Below are 11814 nucleotides of genomic sequence, written 5' to 3' on the forward strand. Positions count from 1 at the left end.
GCGGCTCGACCAACTCCCATTCGGCATCAGCCAGATCACCACGAGTCACACGGCCGGTCTACCGCAGTTGGCACCCTCCTGGAGCGGGAATGACCGATCCCGTGATCTCAACTCAGAACACTCCCTAAGGCCGTGGCCCCGGGCAACAGGTGGCCGGGGCCACTGACCGTCGTGGAGGTGTCAGGCGATCACGTAGAACGGGTCGCGGTCGAGGATGCGGAACTTCTTCTCGAAGGCGGTGATCCGGCCGCCTTGGCTGCGTTGTTCAGCGGGTGTGGTGAAGGTGATTTCGCGCTGGTTGGCCGCCAGGGAGGTTCCGCCTTGGTAGGTGGCGGCGAAACGGGTACTCGTCGCACCAGGTGCGGCCCTGGGCCTTCTCCGCCGGGGGTCGGTTGGGCCTTGCCACACACGGCCGTCCGGTTCTTGGTTGCCTGCTTGGAGTCGGCGAACGCATGCAGCACCGACCCGCCGTTGGGGGCACCGTAGTGGCCACCGTGCGCACGCAGAGCGCGGATTCCGCCGTCAATGTAGGTCAGGCCGCCATGCCCACCACGCTGGGCGCGTCGCGGAAAACGCAGCCGGCGGACTGGCCCTTGAACGTGTCGTCGCAGCGGTAGTACGCGGACTCGTACGCCACCGTGCCGGTGCTGTATCCCGGCTTGGTGCACGGTCCCCACACGGATCATACGGTTGCCGAGCAGTCGAAGAACTACCGGTACTCGACCAGCCACCAAGTTGTCATCGACGCCGACACTCGACTCGTCGTTGCCCTCGGCTGGCCGGTCACCGGCAACCGCAACTATTGCAAGGCGGGGGGACTTTCCGGTGCGAAGGCCGCCGTCCGCCGGGCCACGGTCAGCGCGGACGGCGGTTACTGAGGCACCGGCCCGCTCATCCCGCACCGCCGTGGACGCGGCCAGACCGACCCGCCAGCCAGGAAGGAGGAGCACAACAGCTCCCATCGCAAGGTCCGGGCTCGCGTCGAGCACGTCTTCGCGCGGATGATGGCCTGGAAGATCCTTCGCGACTGCCGCCTGAAAGGCGACGGCGTTCACACCGCCATGCTCGGCATCGCTCGGCTTCCCAACCTCGCCTTCGCGGGATAACTCCCGCCCCATAGGAAACCAGAGAGGCCCAAGGGAGGCGGCCCGCCAATCTCTCCGGCTCGGAGAATGCTCAGTCGATGCAGAACTCGTTGCCCTCGATGTCCAGCATCGGGATGCACGAATCATTGCCGTCATACAGCGTTCGCACGTGTACCGCGCCGAGCAGGACCAATCGTGCGCATTCGGCCTCAAGAGCGGCGAGGCGCTCTGTCCCCACGAGTCCGGTGCCGACCCGCACATCAAGATGCACCCGGTTCTTAGCGGCCTTCCCTTCGGGGACGCGCTGGAAGTACAGTCGCGGACCCACACCTGAGGGGTCGCTGCAGGCGAACCATGAATCCCGCTGCTCAGGCGGCTGCGAGCACTTGAAATCGTCCCAAGTGGCAAACCCGTCCGGTGGCGGCGGGACGACGTACCCCAACACCTCGCACCAAAAACGAGCGAGGCGCTCAGGTTCTGCGCAGTCGAAGGTGACTTGGAACTTCTTGATCGCTGACATCGGCGCAACATACCAGGGGGACTCTGCCTCCCACCGGGGATCCCCAAGATCCAGTCCTGACCAACCACCCTCATGCCAAAGATCAGTTACAGGACAGCCCTTAGCCAGCCGCTGCCCACCGGGTCTTCACCCGGCGTGGCCCTCAGACCCTGAGCGCCGCCTGCCCCTCTGTCCGCGCGCTGCCCCGCTCAGAGCGTAGGCGCGGCTGAGCTGGTGGAGCAGATCGAGGCGTAATTCGATCTACTGGACTGCCCTCCGGTGGACCCAGCGAGGAAGTCCGGCGGCTGCTCGGCCCCGAGGGCGTCGCCAAGGTCCGGGCTCGACAGCACATGCGCGCAGTACCGCAAGCCGTTGGACGGGACCGGCACGGTGAACATGGTGGTGCGCATCAACGGACAACTGCTCAACGTCGCGATGCCCGCGACCTGCTGCTCGCGCTGGGGCTGCTCGCCGAGGCCCCCGAGCCGACGCTGGCCGTCGGCCCGGGCCGCATCTACGTGCCGATCGTGGTGATCCGCCGTCACATCGCCGCGGTGGCCGCACCACCCGCCTCTCGCCGTTCGTCCGGCAGCACGGCAACATGCTGGGGCGGTGCTTCTTCCAGCTCCCCGGCCTGCCCGGCGTAGTGCGCCCCGCGCGATTCGGATGCTGCCGCGGATTGAGACCCACGCCGCTCCTGCGGGCAGTCGGTGAACGGAGCCGACCCGGTGACGGTCTGATGCCATTGGAAGGGGCGCGTCCGAAGCCTGTCGGCTCAGGTGTTGAGTGTGTGACCGGTCGTTGAGTCCACGTGGTCCGGGATCTCGTCGTGGCGATCGCCCACGGTCGGTGTCCCGGTGGGCTCGAACATAAGGATTGCGGCGCCGGACGGAGCGTGCGGCTTGTGCTCCGTGCCTCGGGGGACGGTGAAGACCGCCCCCTGCGGGAGCAGGACCGTGCGCTCTCCATCGGGCTCGCGCAAGGAGATGTGCAGCTCTCCGTCGAGCACCAGGAAAAACTCGTCGGTTTCGTCGTGGACGTGCCAGATGTGTTCGCCCTCGACCTTGGCGATGCGCACGTCATAGTCGTTGACGCGCGTGACGATGCGGGGACTCCACAGGGCATCGAAGGAGGCCAGAGCCTTGCTGAGGGGGATGGGTTCGTTACGCATGTGCTCATCCTGAGCCACTTCGCATGGCTGGCGTGAGTGCTAGACATTGCACATGGCGAAAGAATCCTCGCACGCAGTTCACACGGCAGGCGTACACCGGGTTGTCGTGATCGTGGACGAGAACTCGAACCCTTTCGAGCTCGGCTGTGCAACCGAGGTCTTCGGTCTGCGCAGACCGGAGATCGGCCGTGATCTCTACGACTTCAGGCTCTGCTCCCCCGAACCCCGCACCCTGATGCGGGACGGATTCTTCACGCTGACGGGAGTCGCCGATCTGGAAGCGGCCGATGCGGCGGACACCTTGATCGTCCCCAACCGCCCGGACGTCGAGGTGCCCCGCCGCCCCGCCGTACTCGATGCAGTCCGACGGGCGCACGCGCGCGGTGCGCGCCTGGTCGGCTTCTGCAGCGGCGCCTTTACACTCGCCGAGGCCGGAGTCCTCGACGGGCGCCGGGCCACCGCGCACTGGCAGTGGGCTGGTTCCTTCCGGGCCCGCTTCCCCTCTGTCCACCTCGAATCAGACGTGCTGTTTGTGGACGATGGTGACATCCTCACCGCTGCGGGGAGCGCGGCCGCGCTGGATCTTGGGCTGCATGTGGTCCGCCGCGACTACGGCGCGGAGGTCGCCAACTCCGTGAGTCGGCGACTGGTCTTCGCGGCGCACCGGGACGGCGGGCAGCGGCAGTTTGTGGAGCGCCCCATGCCCGACGTGCCTGAAGAGTCCCTGGCGCCTGTCCTGGCCTGGGCCCAGGAGCGGTTGGACTCACCACTCACGGTCTCTGACCTTGCGGCACGCATGGCGGTCAGTCCGGCGACGCTGCATCGCCGTTTCCGGGCACAACTGGGAACCACGCCGTTGACGTGGCTCACGGGGGAACGACTTGCCTTGGCATGCCGGTTGATCGAGCGAGGTGAGTCCCGTTTCGAGATGGTCGCGAGGCGCAGCGGGCTTGGCACCGCCGCCAATTTGCGTGCGCTGATGCGCCGCGAGACGGGCATCACTCCGTCGGCATACAAGCGTCGGTTCGGGCCGGAGGTGGATTGACGGCGGGGCATCCTCTTCCGGCGGACCACGGGAATGTCGCTCAGCGTCGGCTATCGCCAGGGGCAAGGAGCCTGGTGAGCTCGGCGATGGCCTCCGGGGAGGGCTTGAAAGCAGCGGCGGACGTTCTCCGGCTTCTTGTGCCGGGACCCGGCCATCAGCATCAACAGCGACGCCCGCCTCGCCAAGGTGGGTCAAGCCGGAGTGGCGGTACTCGTGCAGGTCCCAGCCGGTGCCGGACCCGCGCACGGCAGTGTGCTGGTCAAGCAGGGCGCGGGCTTGCCCGTAAACAGCCGGGTGAAGCCGGTGTCCGGGCAGATGTCGCACGGGCTGACGACCTTGCCTGGCGCTGGGCGGCGATGTGTGACGAACTCCGCCCCACGAGCAAGGCCCTTGAGCAGACGGGGCGCCGGTCCCGGCGCCGACGCGCGTCCAGTCGAGCCCCGTACCGTCGTCTCCCGCGCACGCCACCCCGAGCCCCGCGCCCGTACCGGCGCGGCCGGGGCATGGTCCGCACCACGGCGCCGCCACGCCGACGCCAGTTCCGCAGCAGTACAAGTCCGCTACCGGCACGACCCCTGCGCCGATCGAGGAACGGCTGCGGGCCGCGCTCGCCGCGCGTGCGCACTCGGTCAGTCCCGCCCGACCGAGCCGGCGAACCCATCGCGCCCGACGATCGGCACACCGTCCCCCGCGGTCCCAGCCCCGTCCCCCGTCCACGGCGGAACCGGCCCCGATCACACCACAACCGTGAATCCGACACCACCCGCCGGACGAGCGCGGCCGTCCCCGACCACCCCCCGAATGCGCTCCCGCCTGGGCGAGTTGATGCCATGGTCTCGCCGCCCGCTCCGGAGACTTCTCAGTGGGCTGAGCGACGGCAGGCCGGAGGTAGCAGTCGGTGCTTGCGCGTGCCTTGGCACGAGGGGGTTGCCTCCAGTTGGTAGCTGGTGAGCACCGGCTTGCCCGCAGCGACCTTCGCCCGCCGAGCGGCGAGGTTCCCACGAGGACGAAGTCCTCCGGACCGCGCAACACCGTCCGCACCATCGGCTTGGGCTCCCGACGCATCACCAAGGATGGCCCATATGACTCTCCAAGAACACGCCGGCAGCCGCATATGTTGCGGGCAGGGTCAGCCGTCATGAGGACGGCTGTCGGCTTCTCACAGGAGGCACCTGATGCGCCTACGCACCCGCCCGCATCTCAGACCCGCGGCAGCGGCCTCGTCAGCGCTCTGCGCATTCGTCGCCTTATGCACAGTATGGTTCGCGCCTGCGGCTCAGGCGGAGCCCACCAACCTCGACAACAGTTGGGCCTGCTCCGTTCCGCCCGGCTACACCTATGACCGCGTGGCCAACCAGCTCGGCGTGTGCAACCCATCCGGGTTCGCCTACAGCTACCACCTACGCGCACCGCAGAACAACATCTGGGCCTGCTCCGTTCCGCCCGGCTTCACCTTTGACCAGACCAGAAACCAGCTCGGCGTGTGCAACCCGTCCGGATTCGCCTACAGCTACCACCTTCGCGGCTGACAGCGATTGAGTCCCACAAGGTGACGGCGCGAGGCCGGCGTTCGACGCCAGTTCCGCGTGGCTGGCGGTAACCGTTCGTTCTCCCTGGCGAGTTGGTCGCGCGTACCGGTGAGCCGATATAAAACGCATCGCTGGCCTCAGCGGGGATGCGATCACCATCGGGGGGAACCGCAGTTCACCGTGGCGTTGACCGTCCTCGCGCCCATAGTCACGTTATTCACTGCGGACGGCACCAGAACCCACAGCAGCGGTCAGCGGTGAAAACCTACACCGGGAGGGTCATTCGTGAGGTTCAGCGCTGCCAGAGGAACGCGGCCTCGGCGCAAGGCTGGCAGTTGACGAGGTAACCGCGGCCTCTGCAGCCGAAGTTGACGGAGGTGGCGAAGTCGCAACCCTCCTCCAGCTCCGCGGTGAACGTCATGCTGGCGGCGCACAACTGCTGCCGTGGTCCGTGCGCACTCAACGGCCTTGATTGGGCAGTCGAGTTGAGCGCGACCATATCGAGTCCGAAACTCAGGCGCTGATCCGCTCGGTGAGGAGGTCGGCGACCGTGCGTGGTTCGCGGCACAGGAGTTCGGCCAGCAGCGGGCTGGTTTCGGCGAAGTGGCCGCTTCGCGCGGCGTGGAAGAACCACAGCAGCATGTAGGCCATCGGCTCGGGTGTGCCGGCGGCGATCCGGTCGGCGAGCCACTGCTCGTCGTCCACGACGACTCGGGTGATGTCACGGTCGGTGAGTTCGGCTGCGGTCGTGGCGATGTCGCCGAAGGTGACGGCGCGGCGTGCGGTGAGCGTGACGGGGCCGTCGAAGGGGTGCTGTCCGGTGAGGATGATAGCGGCGGCTTCGGCCGCATCGGCGCGGTCGGTCCAGGAGACGGGGCCATCGGCCGGAGCGGCGATGACGCCGGTCTGCTGCCAGGGGCCGAGCAGCCAGTCGAGGCTGTGCGCGTAGAACCCGTTGCGAAGTGAGGTCCAGGCGATCCCTGACTCCGCGAGCAGCGCTTCGGTGGCGGAGTGCTCGCGCGCCGGGGCGAACGGGCTTTCGCCGTGTACGTTCTGGTGACTGGTGTACAGGATGCGCTGTGCGCCCGCGGCGACCGCGGCCTCGATCGCGTTGCGGTGCAGGCCGATTCCGTCGCCGCGAGGGTCGTTCTGGGAGACCAGCAGTACCTGTTCGGCGCCCTCGAACGAGTCACGTAGCGCGGCCGGGTCGTCGTAGGAGCCGCGCCGTACGCGCACGCCGCGGTCGGCGAAATGCTGTGCCTTGGCGATGTCGCGGACGCTGACGCCGATCCGGTCTACGGGGATACGCTCGAGCAGGTGCTCGACGGTGGCGCCGCCCAGGGCGCCGGTCGCGCCGGTGATGACGATCATCTTGTTGCCTCCGTTGTGCAGAGGATCGATACCGAACCGCCCGCACCGATATATGGATTCCGTCGGCCGTCAGGCCGGACAAGGGGGTCTCTCCACCGCTCATCGGCGCTGGAGCAGCGGCAGCAGAATGTCGTCGACGATGTGCTCGACGAAGCTCTGGTCGCTGGGCTCCCCGACGAACACGAGCCGGTGCACGATGAGCGCCGGAACGATCTCGGCGAACAGTCCGGCCGCTCCAGGGACGAGGTGTTCGCCCTGCACACCGCCGAATGGATGCTCGGTCATTGCCGCTTCGTCGCGTCGCAGGATCCGCCGCATTTCCGCCGCCAGGTCCGGATCGCTGCGCATGCCCGTGAACAGAGCGCCGAGCAACCCGATCTCCTGCTCGGCGATCTGCTCGGCCAGCCACCCCACGGTCTGCAGCAGGGCCTGCCGGAGATCGCCGGTCCGAGTCGCGGGCGGAACGCTCGCCGCGCGGTGCTCGACCGCCGCGGCCACCAGCTCGGCCTTGCCTGCGTAGCGCCGGTAGACCGTGGGCTTGCCCACTCCGGCTTCGGCCGCGACCGACTCGATGGACAACTGGTCGTATCCGACCTCTACCAGCAGTCTCAGCGTCGCGTCGAGGATCGCCAGGTCCCGGCCGACGTCGCGCGGTCTGCCCCGAGCAGGCTCCGCGTCGCGGGTAACAGGCATCCTCACCCCACATTTATGAAACGATACGGGTACGTAATTAAATGTATGCCTGAGTGCCTCAGAGATCAACCTCGGTTTGGTCGCACCGGCCAACTCACCCCGACGCTCGAACCGCTGGCGGCGGGCGCCGGCTTCGGGCGGTCGGCATGCCTTGACTTCCAAGGGCGCTGGCGTTGCCCGCTGCAAGCTCGATTCAGGCCAAGTCCGTGCCCTGGAGGCGGAGTTGGATGCCGGTCCGGCCGCGTGCGGCTGGAGTGACCAGTGCTGGACGCTGGCCCGGATCGTCGAGATCTTGTGCTCCCGGGACCGGCTCCAACGGACTTCGGTGGGCCGACACCTGCCGACGTTGCGCCGAGACCGGCACCCGACTTACCACCGGCCCCGCGCCGAAGCGACCATGGAACGCGCAAAAGCCATGCACCACAGTCAAAGCGTGATTGTTCGTCCTCGGCGCAGACTCAGCCCGAGAGGACGGCTTGCCCGTCTTGAGGTCCACTGACCGCACAGGTGGCGAGCCTGGACGGCTGCGCCGCCGCTGCGGAGTGCGGGCCGCCCGCAGCCAGGCCACCGTGGTCGCGACGTCAGCTTCGGTCGCCCGGTCCCAGGAATCACAACAGCGGGTGCCACCGCAACAGGTCAAACCCGTAGTTGCGGCACGTTAATGAGTTCGCGTCACCGAGCATGAGGCGCTTGGGCAGCGTTCCCTAGCGCCCCGGCCCGTTCCACGACTGCATACGTAGGCCGATGGGACATCCGGCTGGGCCAACGACTCGTACCCGTATGCGGCGCGCCACCGCTTCGCGAGAAGATTGTCAGTTCCATTGGACGGCAAAAGGCAAAGGCAAGGAGAACTCTCTCCTTGCCACTCTCAACTTATAGCGCACTGGGGGGCTTGCGGCAAGACCCGGGTCAGGGCGCAGAATCGTCGGTCCATGCCACAACCTGCGGAAATGGGGCACGACGTGCGTGTGGACGTATGGGGGGACGCGGTGATGTCGAGCCAGTGGTGGGACCGGCAGTGCAGTTGCGGGTGGTCGGCGCGGAGTGCGGGGGTGCGCGCCCGACTGGGCGGAGCGGCCGACCGACTCGTCAGAGGGAAGGCAACCAGGGATGAGGACGTGCTCGACAAGAGGTTCGACGGAGTTGGAGGCGCCGGTGATTCGATCGGCCGCCACGGTGCAACGGAGCACGGCTGCCCGGCAGGTATCGCAATGATTGAAATGATTGAGCAGTACGTGTTGGATCTTCAAGAGGTTGACCAGACGCAGGTCGCGGTCGTTGGCGGCAAGGGCGCGCACCTGGGCGCGCTGTCGCGGATCGAAGGCATCCGCGTGCCGGGTGGCTTTTGCGTGACGACGGGCGCCTTCCGGCGGATCATGGCGGAAGCGCCGTCGATCGACGATCGGCTCGATCAGTTGTCGCGCTTGAACCCGGACGACCGGGAGGCGATCCGCACGCTCAGCGCGCAGATTCGTCGGACCATCGAAGGGATTGCCATCCCGGGCGATCTCGCGGCGGCGATCACCCGTGCGCTCGCCCAGCTCGGCGAGCAAGCCGCTTACGCCGTCCGATCCAGCGCGACGGCAGAGGACCTGCCGACGGCATCCTTTGCCGGCCAGCAGGACACGTACCTGAACGTCGTGGGGCCGACGGCGATCCTCCAGCACGTCAGCCGGTGCTGGGCCTCGCTGTTCACCGAGCGGGCCGTGACCTACCGCCAGCGGAACGGCATCGATCACCGTACGGTCCACATGGCCGTGGTCGTGCAGCAGATGGTCTTCCCGCAGGCGGCCGGCGTCCTGTTCACGGCCGACCCCGTCACGGGCAACCGGAAGGTCGCCACTGTGGACGCCAGCTTCGGCCTCGGCGAGGCCCTGGTCTCCGGCCTGGTGAACCCGGACGTCTTCAAGGTGCGACACGGCGAAGTCGTCGCCAAGTCGATCGCCGCCAAACAGCGTGCCGTTCACGCCCGGCCGGCTGGCGGTACGCAGGAAGTGGCGATCGACTCGCAGCGGCAGGAGCAGCCGGCGCTGGCGGATGCGCAGGTCGTGCGGCTTGTGCGGCTCGGGCGGCGGATCGAAGCGCACTTCGGCCGCCCGCAGGACATCGAATGGTGCCTGGTCGACAATGACTTCCGGATCGTCCAGAGTCGGCCGATCACGACGCTGTTCCCCATCCCCGAGACCAGCGACCAGGACAATCACGTCTACGTCTCCGTCGGTCATCAGCAGATGATGACCGACCCCATGAAGCCCCTGGGGCTCTCCATGTGGCAGCTGACGGCCATGGTGCCGATGCACGAGGCCGGCGGGAGGCTGTTCGTCGACGTCACCCAGCGCCTGGCCTCGCCCGCGAGCCGCGCCGGCCTCCTGGACGTCATAGGGAGAGGCGATCCGCTGACCAGGGACGCTCTGGAGACCGTCCTCGACCGCGACGACTTCGTCCCGTCGCTCCCGGACGCGGGTCCCGGCGGGCCGTCGGCCCGCGGCGCGTCCGCCCCGATCGAGACCGATCCGGCCATCGTCACCGAGCTGATCGAGCGCAGCCAGGCGTCCATCGCCGCCCTGGAGCGCGACATCCGGACGAAGACCGGACCGGCGCTGTTCGACTTCCTGCTGGAGGCCTTCGAGGAGCACAAGCGAGTCCTCAGTGACCCGCTGAACCTTCAGGCGATCATGGCGGGGATGGAGGCCACGTGGTGGCTAAACGACAAGCTGCAGGAGTGGCTGGGCGAGAAGAACGCGGCTGACACGCTAACGCTGTCGGCTCCCGACAACGTCACATCGGAGATGGGACTGGCGCTGCTCGACGTCGCGGACGTGATCCGCCCGCATCCGGAGGTGGTGGCGTTCCTGCAGGGCGTCGAGGACGAGGGCTTCCTGGACGAGCTGGCGAAGCTCGCGGGCGGGCCCGAAGCGCGCGACGCCATCGAGGGCTACCTCGACCGGTACGGCATGCGCTGCGTCGGCGAGATCGACATCACGAGGCCACGTTGGCGCGAGCGCCCCACCACGCTCGTGCCCGTGATCCTCGACAATGTCAGGAACTTCGAGCCGGGCGCCGCCGAGCGGCGCTTCGAGCAAGGGCGGCAGAAGGCGCGGAAGAAGGAACAGGAGGTGCTGTCACGCTTGCGTGCCCTGCCGGACGGGGACCAGAAAGCCGACGAGGCAAAGCGGATGATCGACCGGGTCAGAACCTTCATCGGATACCGGGAGTACCCCAAGTACGGCATCGTCAGCCGCTACTTCGTCTACAAGCGGGCCCTGCTGGAGGAGGCCGAGCGCCTCGTGCAGGCCAACGTGCTTCCTGAGAAGGAGGACATCTTCTACCTCACGTTCCAGGAACTCCACGACCTCGTGCGCTCGAACCGGGTGGATGACCAGCTCATCCAGCAGCGCAAGGACGCTTTCCGCTCGTACCACGCGCTCACACCGCCCCGGGTGCTCACATCGGATGGTGAGGCCGTCACCGGGGCGTACCGGCGCGACGACGTGCCAGCCGGCGCCTTGATCGGCCTACCGGTCTCTGCCGGGACCATCGAGGGAAGGGCCCGCGTCATCCTTGACATGGCGGAGGCCGATCTCGAAGCGGGCGACATCCTGGTGACGACCTTCACGGACCCCAGTTGGTCGCCGCTGTTCGTCGGAATCGCGGGCCTGGTGACGGAGGTGGGCGGCCTGATGACCCATGGCGCAGTGATCGCCCGGGAGTACGGCTTGCCGGCCGTCGTGGGCGTGGAGCAGGCAACCCGGCTGATCCGGGACGGGCAGCGGATCCGCCTGCACGGAACAGACGGGTACATCGAGATCCTGCCTTGACCGACCACACCGAGAAGCCCACCCGTAGCTTCCGACCGAGGTCGTTCTCGCCTTCAACGCCCTCTTGTTTCATGGGCTTTGCAGTGCAGTGCCGCGGTGTTGGTGGGACTTCCGGTGTGGTTGGGTGGTGAACCGCCGGACGCTCGCGTGTTTCACAGGCGACCACCTGTGAAACGCGGCCTACCGAGCCGACCACTGGGGCATGGGCAGCGCGGGTTCGGCGCTGCGGAACTGCTTGCCGGGGTCAGCCCGCTCATCAGCTCAAAGAGCGGATTGGCCCACCGGTGCGTCGAGGCACCCAGCACCTCCGATGCCTCCGGGCTGTGCCCACATAGGCGCGGACCGCAGCAGCCAGCCGCCGGCGCGGGCCCCGCCGGAGAGCCGGGCTCAATTCCCCACGCCCAGACTGGACATGAACGCGGACGGGTATCGGTCGCCGCGGGCCACGCCCGGCGGCACCGCCTTCTCGATCTCGACTAGTGTCCTGCGCCAGAGATCCGTCGGCAGAAGCGGGCGAGGGAGTCGAGGATCTCCTCGGCGGTCTTCGTCCAGATGAACGGCTTGGGGTCCTCGTTCCAGTTTTTGACCCAGCGGCGGATATCG

At 67.6% G+C, this 11814-nt stretch carries 11 protein-coding genes and 3 pseudogenes; 5 read left to right on the forward strand and 9 right to left on the reverse strand.

From position 1 onward, the window contains the following. Positions 1-180 precede the first annotated feature (180 nt). Complete coding sequence (locus P3G67_RS35360; RefSeq protein WP_276097176.1) at positions 181-408, reverse strand: hypothetical protein; 228 nt, start codon at positions 406-408, stop codon at positions 181-183. Between the two features lie 124 nt (positions 409-532). Then, positions 533-679: a hypothetical protein gene (locus P3G67_RS35365; protein ID WP_276097177.1), complete on the reverse strand. Its 147-nt coding sequence runs from the start codon at positions 677-679 to the stop codon at positions 533-535. Here P3G67_RS35365 and P3G67_RS35370 point away from each other — a divergent pair. Continuing rightward, a pseudogene (locus P3G67_RS35370) lies at positions 672-1106 on the forward strand (transposase); the annotation flags it as partial. The gene P3G67_RS35365 and the pseudogene P3G67_RS35370 sit on opposite strands and share 8 nt — an antisense overlap. 70 nt (positions 1107-1176) lie before the next feature. On the opposite strand, the gene P3G67_RS35375 reads toward P3G67_RS35370, so the two are convergent. From P3G67_RS35375 to P3G67_RS35385, 3 genes are all read right to left on the reverse strand, one after another. Further along, positions 1177-1605: a VOC family protein gene (locus tag P3G67_RS35375; RefSeq protein ID WP_276097178.1), complete on the reverse strand. Its 429-nt coding sequence runs from the start codon at positions 1603-1605 to the stop codon at positions 1177-1179. 188 nt (positions 1606-1793) lie between these two features. Then, positions 1794-2129 carry a hypothetical protein gene (locus P3G67_RS35380; RefSeq protein ID WP_276097179.1) on the reverse strand — a complete coding sequence of 112 codons (336 nt, stop codon included), beginning with the start codon at positions 2127-2129 and terminating at the stop codon, positions 1794-1796. Positions 2130-2359: 230 nt separating this feature from the next. Beyond that, entirely contained in the window at positions 2360-2755 is a 396-nt protein-coding gene (locus P3G67_RS35385; protein WP_276097180.1) for a cupin domain-containing protein, read from the reverse strand. 52 nt (positions 2756-2807) lie between these two features. On the opposite strand from P3G67_RS35385, the gene P3G67_RS35390 reads away from it, so the two are divergent. Continuing rightward, on the forward strand, positions 2808-3800 hold the full coding sequence (locus P3G67_RS35390; protein WP_276097181.1) for a GlxA family transcriptional regulator: 993 nt from the start codon (positions 2808-2810) through the stop codon (positions 3798-3800). Between the two features lie 40 nt (positions 3801-3840). Here P3G67_RS35390 and P3G67_RS35395 read toward each other — a convergent pair. Beyond that, positions 3841-4207, reverse strand: a pseudogene (locus P3G67_RS35395) (site-specific integrase); the annotation flags it as partial. A gap of 939 nt (positions 4208-5146) precedes the next feature. Between P3G67_RS35395 and P3G67_RS35400 the strand changes: the two are divergent. Beyond that, positions 5147-5329 (forward strand): hypothetical protein, encoded by a 183-nt coding sequence (locus P3G67_RS35400; protein ID WP_276097182.1) that lies wholly within the window; start codon positions 5147-5149, stop codon positions 5327-5329. A gap of 292 nt (positions 5330-5621) precedes the next feature. Here the strand turns inward: P3G67_RS35400 and P3G67_RS35405 are convergent, their stop codons facing one another. From P3G67_RS35405 to P3G67_RS35415, 3 genes are all read right to left on the reverse strand, one after another. After that, positions 5622-5792 (reverse strand): hypothetical protein, encoded by a 171-nt coding sequence (locus P3G67_RS35405; RefSeq protein ID WP_276097183.1) that lies wholly within the window; start codon positions 5790-5792, stop codon positions 5622-5624. A gap of 50 nt (positions 5793-5842) precedes the next feature. Then, positions 5843-6700 carry an NmrA family NAD(P)-binding protein gene (locus tag P3G67_RS35410; protein WP_276097184.1) on the reverse strand — a complete coding sequence of 286 codons (858 nt, stop codon included), beginning with the start codon at positions 6698-6700 and terminating at the stop codon, positions 5843-5845. A gap of 99 nt (positions 6701-6799) precedes the next feature. Next, positions 6800-7393 carry a TetR/AcrR family transcriptional regulator gene (locus P3G67_RS35415; RefSeq protein WP_276097185.1) on the reverse strand — a complete coding sequence of 198 codons (594 nt, stop codon included), beginning with the start codon at positions 7391-7393 and terminating at the stop codon, positions 6800-6802. 106 nt (positions 7394-7499) lie between these two features. Between P3G67_RS35415 and P3G67_RS36420 the strand changes: the two are divergent. Both P3G67_RS36420 and rph read left to right on the forward strand, forming a co-directional pair. Continuing rightward, a pseudogene (locus P3G67_RS36420) lies at positions 7500-7733 on the forward strand (IS630 family transposase); the annotation flags it as partial. An 880-nt stretch (positions 7734-8613) separates the two neighbouring features. Beyond that, the gene (gene rph / locus P3G67_RS35420; protein ID WP_276097186.1) at positions 8614-11211 is read left to right on the forward strand and encodes a rifamycin-inactivating phosphotransferase; all 2598 of its coding nucleotides are present in this window, start codon (positions 8614-8616) and stop codon (positions 11209-11211) included. Positions 11212-11814 lie beyond the last annotated feature (603 nt).

Source organism: Streptomyces silvisoli (assembly GCF_029269905.1).
Taxonomy (GTDB): domain Bacteria; phylum Actinomycetota; class Actinomycetes; order Streptomycetales; family Streptomycetaceae; genus Streptantibioticus_A; species Streptantibioticus_A silvisoli_A.